The sequence below is a fragment of the Paracoccus sp. MBLB3053 genome, from assembly GCF_031822435.1.
Taxonomy (GTDB): Bacteria; Pseudomonadota; Alphaproteobacteria; order Rhodobacterales; family Rhodobacteraceae; genus Paracoccus; species Paracoccus aurantius.
Genome location: NZ_JAVQLW010000001.1, coordinates 25,467 through 43,094, shown reverse-complemented (window position 1 = coordinate 43,094; position 17,628 = coordinate 25,467). Strand labels below are relative to the sequence as shown.

At 62.9% G+C, this 17,628-nt stretch carries 21 protein-coding genes; 12 read left to right on the top strand and 9 right to left on the bottom strand.

Annotated features, from left to right (window positions below):
• The first annotated feature begins 2 nt into the window (after window positions 1–2).
• The 4 genes from RGQ15_RS00235 to RGQ15_RS00220 all read left to right on the top strand — a co-directional run bounded on the left by RGQ15_RS00235 (window position 3) and on the right by RGQ15_RS00220 (window position 2,312).
• Window positions 3–752, top strand: a complete 750-nt coding sequence (locus RGQ15_RS00235) for a F0F1 ATP synthase subunit A (RefSeq protein WP_311160999.1) — start codon at window positions 3–5, stop codon at window positions 750–752.
• A gap of 59 nt (window positions 753–811) precedes the next feature.
• Window positions 812–1,045: a F0F1 ATP synthase subunit C gene (locus RGQ15_RS00230; protein ID WP_114348568.1), complete on the top strand. Its 234-nt coding sequence runs from the start codon at window positions 812–814 to the stop codon at window positions 1,043–1,045.
• A gap of 77 nt (window positions 1,046–1,122) precedes the next feature.
• On the top strand, window positions 1,123–1,761 hold the full coding sequence (locus RGQ15_RS00225; RefSeq protein WP_311158200.1) for a F0F1 ATP synthase subunit B': 639 nt from the start codon (window positions 1,123–1,125) through the stop codon (window positions 1,759–1,761).
• A complete protein-coding gene (locus tag RGQ15_RS00220) occupies window positions 1,758–2,312 on the top strand; it encodes a F0F1 ATP synthase subunit B (protein WP_311158199.1) in 555 nt (184 codons plus the stop codon). Before RGQ15_RS00225 ends, RGQ15_RS00220 begins: the two co-directional genes overlap by 4 nt.
• Window positions 2,313–2,455: 143 nt before the next feature.
• On the opposite strand, the gene RGQ15_RS00215 is transcribed toward RGQ15_RS00220, so the two are convergent.
• Window positions 2,456–3,109, bottom strand: coding sequence for an OmpA family protein (locus RGQ15_RS00215; protein WP_311158198.1), 654 nt, complete (start codon window positions 3,107–3,109; stop codon window positions 2,456–2,458).
• Between the two features lie 256 nt (window positions 3,110–3,365).
• Between RGQ15_RS00215 and nth the strand changes: the two genes are divergently transcribed.
• Together nth and RGQ15_RS00205 are read left to right on the top strand one after the other, a co-directional pair.
• Window positions 3,366–4,034: an endonuclease III gene (gene nth / locus RGQ15_RS00210; protein ID WP_311160998.1), complete on the top strand. Its 669-nt coding sequence runs from the start codon at window positions 3,366–3,368 to the stop codon at window positions 4,032–4,034.
• Window positions 4,031–5,038, top strand: a complete 1,008-nt coding sequence (locus RGQ15_RS00205; protein WP_311158197.1) for an adenosine kinase — start codon at window positions 4,031–4,033, stop codon at window positions 5,036–5,038. The genes nth and RGQ15_RS00205 overlap by 4 nt, the downstream gene beginning before the upstream one ends.
• Window positions 5,039–5,114: 76 nt before the next feature.
• Here RGQ15_RS00205 and RGQ15_RS00200 read toward each other — a convergent pair whose 3' ends face one another.
• The 7 genes from RGQ15_RS00200 to RGQ15_RS00170 all read right to left on the bottom strand — a co-directional run bounded on the left by RGQ15_RS00200 (window position 5,115) and on the right by RGQ15_RS00170 (window position 12,673).
• The gene (locus RGQ15_RS00200; RefSeq protein WP_311158196.1) at window positions 5,115–7,298 is read right to left on the bottom strand and encodes a 3-hydroxyacyl-CoA dehydrogenase NAD-binding domain-containing protein; all 2,184 of its coding nucleotides are present in this window, start codon (window positions 7,296–7,298) and stop codon (window positions 5,115–5,117) included.
• Window positions 7,295–7,792 (bottom strand): cupin domain-containing protein, encoded by a 498-nt coding sequence (locus RGQ15_RS00195; RefSeq protein ID WP_311158195.1) that lies wholly within the window; start codon window positions 7,790–7,792, stop codon window positions 7,295–7,297. The genes RGQ15_RS00200 and RGQ15_RS00195 overlap by 4 nt, the downstream gene beginning before the upstream one ends.
• A 2-nt stretch (window positions 7,793–7,794) precedes the next feature.
• On the bottom strand, window positions 7,795–9,006 hold the full coding sequence (locus RGQ15_RS00190) for an acetyl-CoA C-acetyltransferase (RefSeq protein ID WP_311158194.1): 1,212 nt from the start codon (window positions 9,004–9,006) through the stop codon (window positions 7,795–7,797).
• Window positions 9,003–9,644, bottom strand: a complete 642-nt coding sequence (locus RGQ15_RS00185; protein ID WP_311158193.1) for a glutathione S-transferase family protein — start codon at window positions 9,642–9,644, stop codon at window positions 9,003–9,005. The genes RGQ15_RS00190 and RGQ15_RS00185 overlap by 4 nt, the downstream gene beginning before the upstream one ends.
• A 250-nt stretch (window positions 9,645–9,894) precedes the next feature.
• A complete protein-coding gene (locus RGQ15_RS00180; protein ID WP_311158192.1) occupies window positions 9,895–11,673 on the bottom strand; it encodes an acyl-CoA dehydrogenase C-terminal domain-containing protein in 1,779 nt (592 codons plus the stop codon).
• Between the two features lie 15 nt (window positions 11,674–11,688).
• Window positions 11,689–12,090, bottom strand: a complete 402-nt coding sequence (locus RGQ15_RS00175) for a MerR family transcriptional regulator (RefSeq protein ID WP_311158191.1) — start codon at window positions 12,088–12,090, stop codon at window positions 11,689–11,691.
• A gap of 175 nt (window positions 12,091–12,265) precedes the next feature.
• Window positions 12,266–12,673, bottom strand: coding sequence for a MerR family transcriptional regulator (locus tag RGQ15_RS00170; protein ID WP_311158190.1), 408 nt, complete (start codon window positions 12,671–12,673; stop codon window positions 12,266–12,268).
• Window positions 12,674–12,808: 135 nt separating this feature from the next.
• Here RGQ15_RS00170 and RGQ15_RS00165 point away from each other — a divergent pair, with 135 nt between their 5' ends.
• The 3 genes from RGQ15_RS00165 to RGQ15_RS00155 are packed head-to-tail and all read left to right on the top strand — an operon-like array spanning window position 12,809 to window position 15,064.
• A complete protein-coding gene (locus tag RGQ15_RS00165; RefSeq protein WP_311158189.1) occupies window positions 12,809–13,249 on the top strand; it encodes a PaaI family thioesterase in 441 nt (146 codons plus the stop codon).
• 2 nt (window positions 13,250–13,251) lie between these two features.
• Window positions 13,252–13,755, top strand: a complete 504-nt coding sequence (locus RGQ15_RS00160) for a PaaI family thioesterase (protein ID WP_409201290.1) — start codon at window positions 13,252–13,254, stop codon at window positions 13,753–13,755.
• Window positions 13,748–15,064: an MATE family efflux transporter gene (locus RGQ15_RS00155; RefSeq protein WP_311158188.1), complete on the top strand. Its 1,317-nt coding sequence runs from the start codon at window positions 13,748–13,750 to the stop codon at window positions 15,062–15,064. The genes RGQ15_RS00160 and RGQ15_RS00155 overlap by 8 nt, the downstream gene beginning before the upstream one ends.
• A gap of 57 nt (window positions 15,065–15,121) precedes the next feature.
• Here RGQ15_RS00155 and RGQ15_RS00150 read toward each other — a convergent pair whose 3' ends face one another.
• The gene (locus RGQ15_RS00150) at window positions 15,122–15,436 is read right to left on the bottom strand and encodes a DUF1476 domain-containing protein (RefSeq protein WP_311158187.1); all 315 of its coding nucleotides are present in this window, start codon (window positions 15,434–15,436) and stop codon (window positions 15,122–15,124) included.
• Between the two features lie 146 nt (window positions 15,437–15,582).
• Between RGQ15_RS00150 and purC the strand changes: the two genes are divergently transcribed.
• From purC to RGQ15_RS00135, 3 genes are all read left to right on the top strand, one after another.
• Window positions 15,583–16,347, top strand: coding sequence for a phosphoribosylaminoimidazolesuccinocarboxamide synthase (gene purC / locus RGQ15_RS00145; protein ID WP_311158185.1), 765 nt, complete (start codon window positions 15,583–15,585; stop codon window positions 16,345–16,347).
• Window positions 16,348–16,358: 11 nt separating this feature from the next.
• Complete coding sequence (gene purS, locus RGQ15_RS00140; RefSeq protein ID WP_311158184.1) at window positions 16,359–16,598, top strand: phosphoribosylformylglycinamidine synthase subunit PurS; 240 nt, start codon at window positions 16,359–16,361, stop codon at window positions 16,596–16,598.
• Between the two features lie 82 nt (window positions 16,599–16,680).
• Window positions 16,681–17,553: a LysR family transcriptional regulator gene (locus RGQ15_RS00135; RefSeq protein ID WP_311158183.1), complete on the top strand. Its 873-nt coding sequence runs from the start codon at window positions 16,681–16,683 to the stop codon at window positions 17,551–17,553.
• Window positions 17,554–17,628 lie beyond the last annotated feature (75 nt).

Below are 17,628 nucleotides of genomic sequence, written 5' to 3'. Positions count from 1 at the left end.
CGATGGCGACAGAAGAACACAGTGAAGGTCTGGTTTTCCACCCGATGGACCAGTTCATCGTCAAGCCGCTGTTTGGCGGAACCGAGGTGCACTGGTACACGCCGACCAACGCCACACTGTGGATGGGTCTGGCCGCTCTGTGCATCATCGGTCTGCTGGTCTTTGGAACCCGGGGTCGCGCGATCATTCCCAATCGGCTTCAGTCGATCGCCGAACTGCTTTACGGCATGGTTCGCAAGATGGTCGAGGACGTGACCGGCAAGGACGGTCTGAAATACTTCCCCTATGTGATGACGCTGTTCTGCTTCATCCTGTTTGCGAACTTCCTGGGCCTGCTTCCGAAGTCCTTCTCGCCGACCTCGCATATTGCCGTCACTGCGGTTCTTGCCCTGTTGGTCTTCGTCGGCGTAACAGTCCTTGGCTTCGTCAAGAACGGCACCCATTTTCTTGGTCTGTTCTGGGTCAGTTCCGCGCCGCTGGCGCTGCGCCCGGTTCTCGCCATCATCGAGTTGATCTCGTATTTCGTGCGCCCGGTCAGCCATTCGATCCGACTTGCGGGCAACGTCATGGCCGGTCACGCGGTGATCAAGGTCTTTGCCGCCTTCGCCGCCGTCGCTGCCATCGCCCCGATTTCGATCCTTGCGATCACCGCCATGTATGGTCTCGAAGTGCTCGTCGCGCTGATCCAGGCCTACGTCTTCACCATCCTGACCTGCGTCTATCTGAAAGACGCCCTGCATCCGTCGCACTAAGCGACGGACCGCAGATCAGGTAATTCAAAACCCTTTCCAAAGCCTCAAGGAGCATGAATATGGAAAATCTGGGTCAACTGGGACAGTACCTCGGCGCCGGTCTGGCTTGCATCGGTATGGCCGGCGCTGCCATGGGTGTGGGCAATGTTGCTGGCAACTACCTCGCCGGCGCTCTGCGCAACCCCTCGGCCGCTGCCTCGCAAACCGCCACGCTGTTCATCGGCATGGCCTTCGCCGAAGCCCTGGGCATCTTCTCGTTCCTGGTCGCTCTGCTTCTGCTGTTCGCAGTCTGATCCTTTTGCCATCCTTGCGGTTGGGTGGGGGCACCATGCGCCCACCCGATTGTGAAACGACCGGCATGGGGTAGGAAATGTTCAGCCTGTTGCAACAGACCGCGCCTGTCGTGGTCGAACACTCAGAAACGGTGACCCACACCGAGACCGCCCAGGCGGCGGCGCACGGTGCTGATGCAGCCCATGCCGCAGCCGATGCGGCTCATGGCGCAAGCAGCGTCGGGATGCCGCAACTGGATATCAGCACCTTCGGCAACCAGATCTTCTGGCTGCTGGTCGTGCTGGCCGTGATCTACTGGGTCCTGTCTCGCGTGGCTCTGCCGCGCATCGGCGGGGTCATCAGCGATCGTCAGGGCGCCATTACGGGCGATCTGATGGCGGCCGAGGAGTTCAAGCAGAAAGCCAAGGACGCAGAAGCAGCCTATGAAAAGGCTCTTGCCGACGCCCGGGCCGAAGCGAACAAGATCATCGCCGCCAACAAGGCCGAGATGCAGAAGGAACTCGACGCAGCCATCGCTCATGCGGATGCCGAGATTTCCGCGCGTTCGGCCGAGTCTGAAAAGCGCATCGGTGAAATCCGTGCGTCGGCTGTCGAGGATGCACGCAATGTCGCCCGCGAGGTGACTTCCGCGCTCGTCGAGAATTTTGGCGGTCGTGCAGATCAGAACCTGATCGACGAAGCTGTCGACGAGCGACTGAAGGGGGCGCTGCAATGAAACGTCTGAGCCTTCTTTTCGTTGTCATGGCAAGCCCTGCATTCGCGGCTACGGGTCCGTTCTTCTCGCTGCGGAACACCGACTTCATCGTGACGCTGGCCTTCCTGCTTTTCGTCGCGATCCTGGTCTATTACCGGGTCCCGCAACTTGTCGGCGGCATGCTCGACAAGCGGGCCGAAGGCATCCGCAATGATCTGGCCGAGGCCCGTCGCCTGCGCGAGGAAGCCCAGGAGATCTATGCGAGCTATGAGCGCCGCCAGCGCGAGGTGAAGTCGCAGGCGGCGGATATCGTCGCCAATGCGAAGCGTGAAGCCACGATCGAAGCTGAAAAGGCCAAGAAGGCGCTTCAGGTATCGATCGAGCGTCGTCTCAAGGCCGCCGAAGAGCAAATTTCGGGCGCCGAGGCGGATGCGGTTCGTGCCGTGCGTGACCGTGCGATCCAGACGGCCATCGCGGCGGCGAGCGAGATTCTCGGCAAGCAGGCTTCGGCCTCCGAACGCAGCGCGGGCATCGACAACGCGATCGATGACGTCGCGCGTCGTTTGAACTGATCAGATAAGGAAAGGGCCGAAGACAATCGGCCCGCTGGGACTGTGATCTGACCCCGGGTGGCAACATCCGGGGTCTTCATTTTGCACTTGCGGAAACGAAAAAGGGCCGGCAATCGCCGGCCCTTCGCATCGATAAGCAGGGATCAGCCGTTCGGGATGATCAGGATCTCGACGCGGCGGTTCTGCGCACGGCCCGCAGTCGTATCGTTCGACGCAACAGGCGCCGACGCGCCGCGGCCCGTTGTCGTGATGCGCGAGGTCGACACGCCACCGGCCGAAAGAAGTCCCGAGACCGAGCGAGCACGGCGCTCGGACAGATCCTGATTATAGGCTGCCGAACCGGTGCTGTCGGTATGGCCGATGACCTGGACACGGCTGTTCGGGTATTGGTTGAGGTTGCGCGCGATCGTGTAGAGATCGTTTTGGCCTTGCGCACCCACGGCCGCCGAATCCGTTGCGAACAGGGTCGATTCCGGCATCACCACGGTCAGGTACTTGCCGTTGTTGACGATGCGGATGTTCGGGTTGTTCAGGGATTGCTGCAGGGCTTGCTGCTGCTGGTCAAGGATCGAACCTCCGACGGCGCCGGCGGTCGCGCCGATCACCGCGCCCTTCAGGGCATTTTCGCGGCTTTCGCCCGCGCCGATCAGTCCGCCGACCACGGCACCTGCGATTGCGCCTTGCTGGGTCTTGCTCATTCCCGAACTGGTATTGCCATATTGATCGGTCGTCGGAGCGCAGGCGCTGACTGCCAGTGCGCCTGTCGTCGCGAGCAGCAGCGAGATACGGGTTTTCATTTTCTTGTACCTTTCCTTCTGGGGCGATCCGACGTCGCCTGTCCTAACGACGCGGCCGACCCCAAATTCCAAGGTCGGCGCTGATGCCCAAACGTTGGCAACATCGCACGGGTTCCTGCGCAACTCCACAGGAATGCGTGAGAATCCGGGCGTTTCGGGATCACGAGCAGGACATTGCGCAGTGATTGCCTGGTGCGGGGCCCGGATCGGCCTCTTCGCGCTTGCACTGCAGGGCCGGTCGGGGCATCTCATCGGCATGGCCCGTTCACCCGCTTTCCGTGTTCCCCCGGCGCTGCCCTATGGCACCCAGGTGCAGATCTTTTCCCGCTTCCGCGAGGCGAATCCCGCTCCGGTAACCGAGCTTGAATTCGTCAATGCGTTCACGTTGCTGGTGGCGGTGGCGCTCTCGGCGCAGGCGACCGATGTCGGGGTGAACAAGGCGACGAAGAACCTGTTCCGGATGGTGTCGACGCCCCAGCAGATGCTCGATCTGGGCATCGAGGCGCTGACCGAGGAAATCAAGACCATCGGTCTGTTTCGGCAAAAGGCCAAGAACGTCATCGCTCTGTCGAAACGATTGGTCGACGAATATGGCGGCGAGGTGCCCCAGTCCCGCGCCGCGTTGATGAGCTTGCCCGGCGTCGGTCGCAAGACCGCGAATGTCGTGCTGAACAGCGTGTTCAACTTCCCGGCTCAGGCCGTGGATACCCATATATTTCGCGTTGGAAACCGGACGCGCCTCGCGCCCGGTCGCGATGTCGATCAGGTCGAGCGCGCGATCGAGGACAATGTCCCGGTCGAGTTCCAGCAAAACGCACATCATTGGCTGATCCTGCATGGCCGTTACGTCTGCCAGGCGCGCAGGCCGCGCTGCAAGATCTGTCCCATCGAAGATCTCTGCCCCTATGAGGAGAAGACCGAATGACGACCCCCTATGTGATCGGGATCGGCAATGCGATCATGGACGTGATCGCCCCGACCTCAGATGCGAGCCTTGCCAGGCTCGGGATCGAAAAGGGGATCATGCAGTTGATCGACCGTGACCGCGCCGAGGTTCTGACGGCGGCGCAAGCCGAGGACAACGCGGTCGAAAAGGCCCGTCTGGTTCCCGGCGGGTCGGTCGCGAACACGCTGGCCGGTCTGGGGATGATGGGGCTGCGCACGGCCTTCATCGGCCGCGTCGCGGGCGATGCGCTGGGGCTTTCCTATGCCGAACAGACCGAGGCTGCGGGCACGGTCTTTGTGAACCCTCCGATTGCCGGCAAGGTGCTGCCCACGTCGCGTTCGATCATTTTCGTCACCCCCGATGGCGAGCGGTCGATGAACACCTATCTGGGCATCTCGGCGGAACTGGGGACAGAGGACGTGAACCCAGCCACCTTCAGCGGCGCGGAATGGCTGTTCCTCGAAGGTTATCTCTTTGACAAGGACGCGGGAAAGGCGGCGTTCCTCAAGGCCGCCGATGCCTGCCACAAGGCGGGCGGGCAAGCTGGCATTGCCCTTTCAGACCCGTTCTGCGTCGATCGTCATCGCGCCGATTTCCGTCGTCTTGTGGCCGGGCCTATGGATTACGTGATCGGCAATGTCCATGAATGGACCTCACTCTACCAGGTCACCGATCTCGAAGAGGCGCTGCGCCTTGCCGCTGCCGATTGCGGCACGGTGATCTGCACCCGCTCGGGCGAGGATGCGATCCTGATCCGGGGAAATGAGCGTGTCACGGCGCCGGTTCACCGGATCGTTCCGGTGGATGCGACCGGGGCAGGGGACCAGTTCGCGGCGGGCTTGATCTACGGCCTGGCGACCAGGGCCCCCCTGGCCGTTGCGGGCCGGATGGGCTGCATCGCGGCGGCCGAGGTCATCAGCCATATCGGAGCGCGCCCCGAAGCCGATCTGCGCGCGGCCTTCCGTGCTGAAGGTCTTGTCTGAACCATCCCAGGCCGCAATGACTGAAGAAGGGGCAGAGGAGCGATCCTCTGCCCCCTTTCATTTTCAGGATGCACGATCAGGCGGCGCGTCTTTCCGAACCGAAGCGGGCATAGAAACTTTCGCCCTTTGCGGCCATGTCACGCAGCAGTTCGGGGGTGGAAAAGCGCGCGCCAAACCGCTCGGTCAGATCGTCCGCGATCGCCGCCGCGCGGGGCGCGCCCAGCATGTCGAGCCAGCTGAAGGGGCCGCCCGACCAGGGCGCAAAGCCCCATCCCAGGATCGCGCCGACATCACCTTCGCGGATGTCTTCCAGAACGCCTTCTTCCAGCGCGCGGACAGCTTCCAGCGATTGCACGAACATCAGGCGGTGCTGAATGTCCGTCAGTTCGGGCTGGTTCTCGGACTCGGGCCATTCCTGTTCCAACTCGGACCAGAAGCCTTGTCGCTTGCCGGCATCGTCATAGTCATAGAACCCGGCCTTTGCCTTGCGCCCCAGGCGCCCCTTGTCTGCCATCTTGAAAATCACCTCGTCCACGGCCCCGTCGGGATAGGCATCGCCCATCGCCGCGCGGGTCGCCTTGGCGATCTTCACACCGAGGTCGATCGAGGTTTCATCCACCAGTTGCAGCGGTCCAAGCGGCATCCCCATCATCTTGGCGGCATTCTCGATCAGCACCGGGCTGACGCCCTCGGCCACCATACGAATGCCCTCGTTGATATAGGGGATGATGCAGCGATTGGCGTAGAAGAAGCGCGCATCATTGACGACGATGGGGGTCTTGCGGATCTGGCGCACGAAATCCAGCGCCTTGGCGACGGCGCGGGGACCGGTCTCCTTGCCCTTGATGATCTCGACCAGCAGCATCTTGTCCACCGGGCTGAAGAAATGGATGCCGATGAATTGCTCGGGGCGGGCGCTGGCCCTGGCGAGGCCCGAGATCGGCAGGGTCGAGGTATTGGTGGCGAAGATCGCATCCTGCGGGATCACCGCCTCGGCGCGCTTGGTGACCTCGGCCTTGACGGCGGGATCTTCGAACACGGCTTCGACGATCAGGTCGCAGCCTTGCAGCGCGGCATAATCGGTCGTCGGCGTGATCCGGGCCAGAACCTCGACCTTTTTCTCTTCAGTGGATTTGCGGCGGCTGATTGCCTTGTCCAGAAGCCCGGTCGAATAGGACTTGCCGCGATCGGCGGCCTCCTGGCTGTTGTCGATCAGCACGACCTCGATGCCGGCCATGGCCGAGACATAGGCGATGCCTGCTCCCATCATGCCCGCCCCCAGTATGCCGACCTTTTTCACCGTCTGGTCGGGCGCCTCGGGCCGGTTCGCGCCTTTTTCAAGCGCTTCCTTGTTGATGAAAAGCGAACGGATCATCGCGGTCGAGCTGGGATTCATCAGGATGTTGGTGAACCAGCGCGCCTCGATCTTGAGGGCGGTGTCGAAGGGCACCAGTGCGCCTTCATAGACCGCCGAAAGCAGCGCCTTGGCGGCGGGATAGACGCCCAGCGTCTTGCCATGCACCATTGCGGACGCACCGACGAAGGTCATGAAGCCCGCCGGGTGATAGGGCTCGCCGCCGGGCATCTTGTAGCCCTTGGCGTCCCAAGGCTTGACCAGGTCGCCATCCGTGGCCTGCAGCACCCAGTCGCGGGCGGCGGCGACCGGATCGGCCACGACCTCGTCGATCAGCCCGGCCGATTTGGCCTTGGCGGGATCGGACAGCTTGCCTTCCAGCAGGAAAGGGGCCGCTGCCAGCGCGCCCATCTTGCGGGTCAGGCGGCTTGTGCCGCCCGCGCCAGGAAAGATCCCGACCATGATTTCCGGCAGGCCAATCTTGGCCTTGGCATTGTCGGCGGCGAAAATGCGATGCGTCGCCAGCGGCAGTTCCAGCCCGATCCCCAGCGCGGTGCCGGGCAGGGCGGCCGCGATGGGCTTTCCGCCCTTCTTCGTCTTCGGGTCCATGCCGGCAAGCTCGATCTTGCGCAGCAGCTTGTGCAGGCTCATCACACCTTCGAAGACCCCCTGCGCGCCGCCCGCCTTCATTCCGGCGATGACGTTCAGGTCCATGCCCCCGGCAAAGTCCTTCTTGCCCGAGGTGATGACCACGCCCTTGACCGCCTCATCGGCCAGCGCGTCGTCGATCAGCCCGCCCAGCGTGGCCGCACCGTCCAGCGACAGCACGTTCATCGACTTACCCGGCACGTCCCATGTGATGATCGCGACGCCATCGGCGTCCTTCTGCATCGTGAAATCGGTCATTCATTTTCTCCCTTGGGCGCGAGGTCACGCGGGCCGGTCCATTCGCTGCCGTCGTGATAGGTGAAGCGGGGCGTGCCGCCCTCTTGGTGAAGGATCATGTCCACGTCGCCATAGGTGACGACCTCACCCGGCATCTTGGAGCCCACGACAAGAAAGCGCGCGGGCGCTGTCGAGCGGTTGACAAAGCGATGGGCGTTGGCGTCTCCGGCTTTCCATGCCGCGAATTCGCCGGGATGCATGGGGGTTTCGCCTTCGTCCTCGATCAGGATCAGGTCCCCTTCCAGCACCATTGCGAATTCGTCTTCCTTCAGGTGCCAGTGACGTAGCGAGGCGACCGCACCGGGCTCAAGCGTGACGAGATTGACGCCGAATTGCGTCAAACCGGCCAGTTCGCCCAGGCGCAGCGCCGATCTGCCGGCCATCATCTCGGCATAGGGTGGCGGGTAGATCGAGCCCGTCCTTAGCGGGGCGCGTTCGGTTTCCAGTTTGGGCATTGTCAGACCCTTTCGATGATGGTGGCCGCACCCATCCCCGAGGCAATGCAGAGCGTGGCGAGGCCGACATTCTTGTCCTGCCGCTCGAGTTCGTCGAGCAGCGTGCCGATGATGATAGCACCGGTCGCGCCCAGCGGGTGGCCCATCGCGATCGAGCCGCCATTCACGTTCACGATGCCGGGATCGACCTGGAAGGCCTGCTGGAAGCGCAGCACCACCGAGGCGAAGGCCTCGTTGACCTCGAAGAGGTCGATGTCGGCAATCGACATGCCGCTGTCCTTCAGGATCTTCTCGGTCACCGGAACCGGGCCGGTCAGCATGATGGTCGGGTCGGTGCCGATCTTTGCGGTTGAACGGATGCGGGCGCGGGGCTTGAGGCCATGGGCCTTGCCGAATTCCTCGTTCCCGATCAGCACGGCCGCCGCGCCATCGACGATGCCCGAGGAGTTCCCGGCATGGTGGATATGCTCGATATGGTCGAGATGCGGATATTTCAGCATCGCCACCTTGTCGAAGCCGGGCATCATCTCGCCCATTTCCTTGAAGCTGGCCTTGAGCTTGGCAAGATCCTCGATGCTGGTGCCGGGACGCATGTATTCGTCGCGGTCGAGGATGGTCAGGCCGTTCTGGTCAAGCACCGGGACGATGGATTTCGCGAAGCGGTTCTCGGCCCAGGCCGCGGCGGCGCGGCGCTGGGATTCGACGGCCAGCGCATCGGCCTCTTCGCGGGTAAAGCCGTATTCGGTGGCGATGATGTCGGCCGAGATGCCCTGAGGCACGAAATAGCTGCCGAAGGTCAGGGCGGGATCGACGGCGATGGCGGCGCCGTCGCTGCCCATGGCGACGCGGCCCATCATCTCGACGCCGCCGGCGATATAGGCCTGGCCCGCGCCGCCCTTGACCTGGTTGGCGGCGAGGTTCACCGCCTCCATGCCGCTCGCGCAGAAGCGGTTGATGGCGAGGCCGGGGATCGACTGGTCCAGCTCCGAGGCCAGCACCGCCGAGCGCGCGAGGCAGCCGCCCTGTTCCTTGACCTGGGTGACATTGCCCCAGATCACGTCCTCGACGGCATGGCCTTCAAGCCCGTTGCGTTCCTTGACGGCGTTCAGCAACCGAGCGGACAGGGCGACCGAGGTGACCTCGTGCAGGCTACCATCGGGGCGGCCCTTGCCGCGCGGTGTCCTGGCTGCGTCGTAGATATATGCGTCGGTCATGCGTCCTCCTTCGCGGCCCGGTCGGCAGGGTTGCCGGGCATCAGGTCATAGGGGTGTTTCCAACCGGGCAGCGCTTCGATGCGCGTGAGCCAGGCGTCGATATGTGGCCATTCGGCTCGCTCGAAGCCGAAGGGTTCGGGATAGAAGAGATAGCCGCAGCACGAGAGGTCGGCGATGGTCGGAGCATCGCCGGCCAGCCAGTCGCGGCCGTCAAGATGTGCGTTCAGGGTCTTGAGCGCGGCCTTGGCGCGGCCCTGTAGCCAGGCGATGACTTCGGCCGGTTGCTTTTCCGGTGGCAGGAAGTTCATCAGAAAGCGCAGCGCGCCGAATTGCGAAGAGCCCTTGTGATTGTCCCAAAAGAGCCAGCGCAAGATCTCTTTGCGGTCGCCGTCGATAAACTTCCCGGTCTTTTCAGCCAGATGAAGCAGGATGACCGCCGATTGCGTCAGCTTGTCGCCGTCTTCGACAAAGACTGGCGCCTCGGCCATGTCGTTCAGCATGCGATATTCGGCGCTGCGGGTTTCACCGCCGAAAAAGTCGATGAAAACCGGTTTCCAGGGATAGGAAGTCAACTGCATCAGCAGCGCCACCTTGTAGGAATGTCCCGATTCTCCGAAACAATGAAGCTCAGCCGTCATCTTGATGTTCTCCCGCCATGCTGGGCTGTCCGTGCGCGTGGCCGGGAAAGGCCCCCGCGTTAACTCTTTCTTAGCGACCAGGGCCTAGCCTGTATCGGCGGAGCGGGGCCGCAGCCGCTTCGCATCTAGGAAGGCAGTGCGCGCCCCGGGCGCCGGAACTTTTTGTCCCTCAGGCAAGCCCGTTTCCCGGGGTGCGCAATTCTGATCGTCCGGAATCCGTCAGGAAGACTGGTGGATTCCGGATGCGGCATCAGAACTGATCTTCCGCCAGCGCCATGACCGGATCGGCGCCGGTTCGGACCCGCCCAAGATGCGCTGCGGTCAAGGGCAGTTGCCGGGTCATGTAGAACCGCCCGGTCGCGATCTTGCTTTCGTAGTATTCGCGATCCGAGGTGCCGTCTGCCAGCGCCTTGCGCGCCGCCGCCGCCATGCGGGTCCACATCAGACCCAGTGCGACATGGCCGAACAGGTGCATGAAGTCATATGATCCGGCCAACGCGGCATTCGGGTTCTTCATGCCCTGTTCCATGAAGAACATCACCGCCGCCTGCAGGTCCTTCGAGGCGGCCTTCAGCGGGTCAAGGAAGCTTGCCTTGAGATCGGCATCGTCCTCGTGTTGCTTGATGGTCTGCTTGATCTCTTCGAAGAAGGCCATCATCGGCTTGCCGCCCTCGGCCGCCAGCTTGCGCCCGACCAGGTCAAGCGCCTGTACACCGTTCGCGCCTTCGTAAATCATCGTGATCCGGGCGTCGCGGACGAACTGCGACATGCCATGTTCCTCGATATAGCCATGCCCGCCATAGACCTGCTGCGCCTGGACTGTCGACGCAAAGCCCATGTCGGTCAGGAAGCCCTTGACCACGGGGGTCAGCAGTGAAACCAGCCCTTCGGCCGCGGCGTCGTCCAGCCGGTGGCTGCGGTCGACCAGATATGCGCTCCAGGCGGCCAGAGCGCGCGCGCCTTCGACGAAGCTCTTCTGCTCCATCAGGTTGCGGCGGATGTCGGGATGGACGATCAGCGGATCGGCCGGGCCGGTGGGGTTTTCGGCGCCGGTCACGGCACGGCCCTGAACCCGGTCGCGGGCATAGGCGACCGCGTTCTGATAGGCGGCTTCGGCGACGGCATAGCCTTGCAGGCCCACGCCGATCCGCGCCTCGTTCATCATCGTGAACATGGCGCGCATGCCTTTGTGAAGGTCGCCCAGCAGCCAGCCTTTCGCCCCGTCATAGTTCATGACGCAGGTCGAGTTGCCGTGGATGCCCATCTTTTCTTCGATATTTCCGACGCTGACGCCATTTCGCTCGCCCAGCGAGCCATCCGCGTTCACGAGGAATTTCGGAACGATGAACAGCGAGATGCCCTTGGTCCCCTCGCCGCCGCCAGGTGCCTTGGCAAGGACGAGGTGGATGATGTTTTCGGCAAGGTCGTGATCGCCGGCCGAGATGAAGATCTTCTGGCCCGTGATCAGGTAGCTTCCGTCGTCCTGTGGTTCGGCCTTCGTGCGCAGCATGCCCAGATCGGTGCCCGCATGGGGCTCGGTCAGGTTCATCGTGCCGGTCCATTCGCAGTTGACCAGCTTGGGCAGGTAGGTCGCCTTCTGCTCGGCCGAGCCGTGGACATGGATCGCCGAATAGGCGCCGTGGGTCAGGCCCTGATACATGTTGAAGGCCATGTTGGCGGCAACGAACATCTCGTTGGTCGCAAGGCTCATGATGTAGGGCATGCCCTGTCCGCCGAAATCCGGATCGCAATCAAGGGCCGTCCAGCCCCCTTCGCGCATCTGTTCGAAAGCGTCCTTGAAGCCTTCCGGGGTCCGCACCACGCCATTTTCCAGATGGCAGCCCTGACGGTCGCCAACCGCATTCAGGGGTGCGATGATTTCAGAGGCAAGCTTGCCCGCGGCCTCGAGCACCGCCTCGGTGAATTCGGCTTCCAGATCCGAATAGCCCGGCACGTCCTGACGGGAGATATCGAGCAAGTCGTGCAGGACGAACTGGATGTCACGCACGGGGGCAGCAAAGATAGGCATTGGTCCTCCAGGGATTCAGGCCGAATGGCGGGAATCTGATTTCAGGCTGGCAAGCCAGTCCTCACCTTGGGTGATCAACTGGCGAAGTTCGATGATGGCCGCAGCAAGCTCGGCCTGCTGTCGCTCCATGTCCTGCAACCTGTCCCGCGCCGTCGACAGAGTCGCTTCGGTCTGTGTCAGGTTACGTTCGGATGGATCGTAAAGTTCCAGCAGTTGACGGATCTGTTCCAGCGAAAAGCCAAACCGCTTGCCGCGCAGGATCAGGATCAGACGCGCCCGATCCGAGCGGCCATATAGCCGGTGCTGGCCTCGTCTTTCTGGGAAAATCAGTTCCCGCGCCTCGTAGAAGCGAAGGGTCCGCGGCGTCACCTGATAGGCTTCACACATTTCGCGGATGGTCATCAACTGCTCGCTCATGGCCGCCCTCCCAGCTTTCAATCGCATCGGGTCGACTATAGGCCAAGTTGACGTTCGCGTAAGGGGCGACGTGGCGTCAGAGGTTTTGACGCCCATCGGCGGGAAAAGAAAACGCCCGGCAACAGATGCGCCGGGCGAGTAAAAAACGAGAGAGTCGAGATGGTTCGGTCGCCGCTCAGGAGCGCTGTGCGACCGGCTTGTCCTCGTCCATCTGGGCGAGAATTCTTGCGGTTTCATCGCGCAGGTCGCGCAGATCCTCGATCGCGGCGAGCACTTCGTCGCGCTGCTGGGTCAGGACCTCAAGCTGGCGATCGGCAAGGTCGATCCAGACCTTGTACTGTTCTTCGCTGCCCTTTTCGCCATAGATCAGCAACCACTGCCGGATATCCTCAAGCGAAAAGCCGAAGCGGCGGCCACGCAGGATCAGCTTCATCCGCGCGATTTCGCGCGCGCCGTAGAAGCGCGATCGGCCCTCCTTACGGGGGCTGAGCAGTTCGATATACTCGTAGTAGCGTAATGTGCGCGGGGTCACGTCGAATCTCGCGCACATCTCCTTGAAACTGATGAACTCGCTGTCTGTCATGCTGTGACCTGTCAGAATAGTCGCGAGACTAGACCAGCACGGGTGCAAACTCAACTATCTGCAACCTTGCAGACTTGTGACATCTTGACCCGGCAGATAAGCCTCATCCCGACCACCCCTCCGCAGGAAAGACAAATGTCCGAGTCCGAGGCAACTTTCACCGAACAGCGCCAAAGGATCGCGCGCCAGTTCATCGAGGCCATCCCCCATGCGCGGGCGCTTGGGATGAGGCTGGAAGAACTGACACTTGGCGGCGCCGTGATCTCGCTGCCCTGGAACGCCGATCTGGTGGGCGATCCGCGCAGCGGCGTGATCCACGGAGGTGTCATCTCGGCCTTGATGGATACCTGCTGCGGCGCCGCGGTCATGGCCCATCCCGATGGACCAAGGGTCACCGCGACCATCGACCTGCGCATCGACTACATGCGCGCGGCAACGCCGCTTCAGGGCATCAAGGCACGCGCTGAATGCTATCACGCCACCCGCTCGGTCGCGTTCGTCCGGGCCTGGGCGATGGATGAGGACGAAACCCGCCCCGTGGCCTCGGCCACCGGGGCCTTTACCTTCGAGCGTTGATCATGGTCGATCGCAACGAACCCCTGGCGGCGATCAAGTCCCGCCGGAACAGCACGCTGAACGCGCTTGTCGCCAGCGTTCCCTATATCCGCTGGCTGGGCATCCAGTTCGATCGGCGCGGGGACGAGTTGACAGCAATCCTGCCCTTTGACGAAAAGCTCATCGGTAACCCGATGCTGCCTGCGATCCATGGCGGGGTGACGGCGGCCTTTCTCGAGGTTGCGGCGATCGTCGAACTGACCTGGAGCGCGATCTGGGAAGACATGGAGCATGGCCGCATCGCCCCTGATGCGGCCGTGCCGGAAAGCCTGCCGCGCCTGCCGAAAACCATTGATTTCACGGTGGATTACCTGCGTTCTGGCCTGCCGCGTGACGCCTATGCCCGCGCGCGCGTTGTCCGGTCGGGGCGGCGCTATGCAAGCGTTCAGGTCGAGGCATGGCAGGATCAGCGCACACGCCTTTTCGCGCAGGCAACGGGCCATTTCCTGATGCCACAGAATGCATGAGCCTGACGCGGCGCGGCCCCTGACCAGCGGCCGCGTCCTTTCGATCGCGTTGCCCATCGTGATTTCGAATGCGACCGTGCCATTGCTGGGCATGGTCGATACCGGGGTCGTGGGGCAGATGGGCGAGGCCGCACCGATCGGCGCGGTCGGCATCGGCGCGGTGATCCTGTCCTCGATCTACTGGATCTTCGGCTTCCTGCGGATGGGAACATCGGGACTTGTCGCGCAGTCGCATGGCGCCGGTGACGGGGCCGAGACCGGGGCGCATCTGCTCCGCGCGCTCGTGATCGCGATTCTCGCCGGGCTGAGTTTCATTGTGCTGCAAGCGCCGCTTTTCCGGCTTGCCTTCTGGCTTGCTCCGGCCTCGGACGGGGTCGAGACCCTCGCCCGCCAATATCTGCAACTGAGGATCTGGGGCGCGCCCGCCACGATTGCCCTTTATGCGGTGACGGGGTGGCTGATCGCGCTTGAACGGACCCGCAGCGTGCTGGTCCTGCAACTGCTGATGAACGGGCTGAACGTGCTGCTCGACCTGTGGTTCGTTCTTGGTCTTGGCTGGTCGGTGCGCGGGGTCGCGCTGGCGACGCTGATTTCGGAGTGGTCGGGGATCACGCTGGGGCTCTGGTTTGCCCGCGACGCGATTCGGGGCGCCCTGCGGGTGGCGGGCCTGTTTGCGGCGGATCGGCTTAAGCGGCTTTTGCAGGTCAACGGCGACATCATGATCCGTTCGGTTCTGCTGCAGGGATCGTTTACCAGCTTCATGTTCCTGGCTGCGGGGCAGGGCGATGTCACGCTGGCTGCCAACCAGGTGCTGCTGCAATTCCTGTCCATCGTCGCCTTCGCGCTGGACGGGTTCGCCTTCGCCGCCGAATCGCTTGTCGGGCAGGCGGTCGGCGCGCGCCGGCCCGAGCGTCTGCGCCGGGCGGCCTGGCTGACGTCACAATGGGGCGTCGGGGGCTCCGTCGGGCTGGCTTTCCTGTTTGCCACGGCCGGTCCCGCGATCATCGACCTGCTGACCACTGCGCCCGAGGTCAGATCGGTCGCACGCGCATATCTACCCTGGCTGATCGCCGCACCGGTGTTGGGCATCGCGGCCTGGATGCTGGACGGCATCTTCATCGGGGCCACCCGCACACGGGAAATGCGGAACGCGATGCTGGTTTCCGTCGCGCTTTATGTGCCGGTTCTGGTGCTTCTGCCGCAGCTTTTCGGCAATCACGGCCTCTGGGCGGCCCTGATGGTCCTGAGCCTTCTTCGGGGGCTTACCCTGTGGTGGCTTTATCCGCAGGTTGAAGCCGCCGCCCGCTGATACGAGAAACGCCCCGTTGAAACGGAGCGTTTCCAATGCGTTGCGCGAGACGAAAGGTCAGATTTCCTTCACGATCTGCTCACGGGCGGTCAGCCGCAGTTCGATCATCTTGGCGCGGATGGTTTCTTCGTCGGCAAGTTCGGCCAGATCCGTTGACAGCTTGCGAAACACATCCTCATCGCCCGGCTCGTCGAAATCCGATGTCACGACCGTCAGCGCGTACGAGCGCGCATCATCGCCGGTCTTGCCCAAAAGCGCGGCTGCCCATTCGCCAAGAAGACGGTTGCGGCGTGCCTCGGCCTTGAAATTCAATTCGGCATCAAGGGCGAACTTCGCCTCATAAGACCGTTCGCGATCGTCGAAAGTTGTCATGGCGCCTCCCGGTCGCATGTCCGATACCATGATTTCACGGTATGCCCGAGCGCGGTCGGATCGCAAGCCCGTATTGCCCCTGACCCCGTTTCTGCCCTATAGCGCCAGAAGAATATCACACACCTTGCGGACGGGAGACGCGCAGCATGGCACCAAGGCGCAAGAAAATCTACGAAGGCAAGGCGAAGATCCTTTACGAAGGCACCGAGCCGGGCACGCTGATCCAATACTTCAAGGATGATGCGACCGCCTTCAACGCGCAGAAGAAGGCGACGATCGAGGGCAAGGGCGTCCTGAACAACCGCCTGTCCGAGTTCTTCATGACCGGCCTGACCAATATCGGCGTGCCGAACCACTTCATCCGTCGCATCAACATGCGCGAGCAGCTCGTCCGCCAGGTCGAGATCATTCCGCTGGAAGTGATCGTGCGCAACTTCGCCGCCGGTTCGATCGCCAAGCGTCTGGGCATGGAAGAGGGCACTGCCCTGCCGCGCCCGATCGTCGAGTACAGCTTCAAGAACGATGAGCTGGGCGACCCCTTCGTGTCGGAAGAATACATCATCGCCTTCGGCTGGGCCTCGCAGCAGGATCTCGACGATATCGTCAGCCTCGCGCTGCGGGTGAACGACTTCCTGTCGGGCGTGTTCTTCGGCGCGGGTATCAAGCTGATCGACTTCAAGATCGAGATCGGCCGCATCTGGGACGGTGATTTCATGCGTCTTGTCGTCGCAGACGAGATCAGTCCCGACAGCTGCCGGCTGTGGGACGTCAAGACCGGGCAGAAGCTCGACAAGGACGTGTTCCGCCGCGATCTTGGCAGCCTGACCGATGCCTATACCGAGGTGGCGCGTCGGCTGGGGCTCATGCCCGCCAACACGACCAGCCTGTCCAAGCCTACCCTGATCAACTGAAAGGCCTGCCGATGAAAGCCCGTGTCACCATCATGCTCAAGGATGGCGTTCTTGACCCCCAGGGCGAGGCGATCCGTCATGCCCTTGGCGGTCTCGGTTTTCAGGGTGTCGAAGGCGTGCGTCAGGGCAAGGTGATCGAACTTGATCTGGTCTCGGCCGATGCCGAGGCCGCCAAGGCCGAAGTCGCCCGGATGTGCGAAGGTCTGCTGGCCAATACCGTGATCGAGAAATACGCCGTCGAGATCGTCTGATCCGTGGGGCCGGGGGCTTTGCTCCCGGACTTCCCGTTCTGCCGGCGATCTCTGAGCGCGAGTGCCGGGAGGAGGGCATCTTGTGATCGACAAGCTGTCCATGTTCATGGTTTTGGCGCGCGAGGCCCATTTCGGCCGCGCGGCCGAAGCGCTTGGAATTACCCAGCCGACATTGTCATCCGCCATCAAGTCCCTCGAGGACCAGTTGGGCGTGCAGCTTGTCCGGCGCGGCTCGCGCTATCAGGGACTGACCCCGGAAGGCGAGCGCGTCCTGGTCTGGGCCCGGCGCATCGTCGGCGACGCGCGCACCATGCAGGCCGAGATGCAGGCCAGTCGCAAGGGTGTCACCGGGCTTCTGCGCCTGGGCGTGATTCCGACCGCCATGCCGCGCGTCGCCGAACTCACCGGACCTTTCCTGCGTCGCCATCCCAATGCACGGGTCTCGATCCTGTCGCGCTCCTCGGATGAGATCCGCGACCAGATCGAGGCGCTGGAGCTGGATGCCGGCGTCACCTATCTCGACAGCGAGCCGTTGGGCCGGGTGCATAGCCAGCCCCTGTATCGCGAAACCTATTGCCTGATCGCGCGGGGCGAGATGCCGGGCCCAGTCGGCTGGTCCGACGCGGCGGCCCTGCCGCTTTGCCTGCTGACGCCCGATATGCAGAACCGCCGCATCGTGACCCGGCACCTGCTGGATGCCGGATCCGAGGCCATGCCGCGGGTCGAATCGACCTCGATGCTGGCGATCCTGTCGCATGTCGTGACCGGCGACTGGGCCGCGATCCTGCCGCGCAGCGTCGCCCGCGCGCTGCCCTTGCCTCAGGGGGTCGCAGCACATGACCTCGCCGGCGAGGGGCATCTGGTGGGCCTGGTGACAGGGCGCAGCGAGCCGCATCCTCCGCTGGTCGAGGCGTTGCTGAAAACGGTCGAATTGATAGAAGAGTTCAATCAATAGACGGGACATCGTGATTGTTATGGCTATTGCCGGGTTTTAAACTGGTTTCGATAGAATAGAGCCCGGATCGACCCA

Bases quoted from the DNA above. Each gene is read 5' to 3' on its own strand.
- RGQ15_RS00235 (WP_311160999.1), top strand. From the start codon at position 3: ATGGCGACAGAAGAACACAGTGAAGGTCTGGTTTTCCACCCGATGGAC.
- RGQ15_RS00230 (WP_114348568.1), top strand. From the start codon at position 812: ATGGAAAATCTGGGTCAACTGGGACAGTACCTCGGCGCCGGTCTGGCT.
- RGQ15_RS00225 (WP_311158200.1), top strand. From the start codon at position 1,123: ATGTTCAGCCTGTTGCAACAGACCGCGCCTGTCGTGGTCGAACACTCA.
- RGQ15_RS00220 (WP_311158199.1), top strand. From the start codon at position 1,758: ATGAAACGTCTGAGCCTTCTTTTCGTTGTCATGGCAAGCCCTGCATTC.
- RGQ15_RS00215 (WP_311158198.1), bottom strand. From the start codon at position 3,109: ATGAAAACCCGTATCTCGCTGCTGCTCGCGACGACAGGCGCACTGGCA.
- nth (WP_311160998.1), top strand. From the start codon at position 3,366: ATGGCCCGTTCACCCGCTTTCCGTGTTCCCCCGGCGCTGCCCTATGGC.
- RGQ15_RS00205 (WP_311158197.1), top strand. From the start codon at position 4,031: ATGACGACCCCCTATGTGATCGGGATCGGCAATGCGATCATGGACGTG.
- RGQ15_RS00200 (WP_311158196.1), bottom strand. From the start codon at position 7,298: ATGACCGATTTCACGATGCAGAAGGACGCCGATGGCGTCGCGATCATC.
- RGQ15_RS00195 (WP_311158195.1), bottom strand. From the start codon at position 7,792: ATGCCCAAACTGGAAACCGAACGCGCCCCGCTAAGGACGGGCTCGATC.
- RGQ15_RS00190 (WP_311158194.1), bottom strand. From the start codon at position 9,006: ATGACCGACGCATATATCTACGACGCAGCCAGGACACCGCGCGGCAAG.
- RGQ15_RS00185 (WP_311158193.1), bottom strand. From the start codon at position 9,644: ATGACGGCTGAGCTTCATTGTTTCGGAGAATCGGGACATTCCTACAAG.
- RGQ15_RS00180 (WP_311158192.1), bottom strand. From the start codon at position 11,673: ATGCCTATCTTTGCTGCCCCCGTGCGTGACATCCAGTTCGTCCTGCAC.
- RGQ15_RS00175 (WP_311158191.1), bottom strand. From the start codon at position 12,090: ATGAGCGAGCAGTTGATGACCATCCGCGAAATGTGTGAAGCCTATCAG.
- RGQ15_RS00170 (WP_311158190.1), bottom strand. From the start codon at position 12,673: ATGACAGACAGCGAGTTCATCAGTTTCAAGGAGATGTGCGCGAGATTC.
- RGQ15_RS00165 (WP_311158189.1), top strand. From the start codon at position 12,809: ATGTCCGAGTCCGAGGCAACTTTCACCGAACAGCGCCAAAGGATCGCG.
- RGQ15_RS00160 (WP_409201290.1), top strand. From the start codon at position 13,252: ATGGTCGATCGCAACGAACCCCTGGCGGCGATCAAGTCCCGCCGGAAC.
- RGQ15_RS00155 (WP_311158188.1), top strand. From the start codon at position 13,748: ATGCATGAGCCTGACGCGGCGCGGCCCCTGACCAGCGGCCGCGTCCTT.
- RGQ15_RS00150 (WP_311158187.1), bottom strand. From the start codon at position 15,436: ATGACAACTTTCGACGATCGCGAACGGTCTTATGAGGCGAAGTTCGCC.
- purC (WP_311158185.1), top strand. From the start codon at position 15,583: ATGGCACCAAGGCGCAAGAAAATCTACGAAGGCAAGGCGAAGATCCTT.
- purS (WP_311158184.1), top strand. From the start codon at position 16,359: ATGAAAGCCCGTGTCACCATCATGCTCAAGGATGGCGTTCTTGACCCC.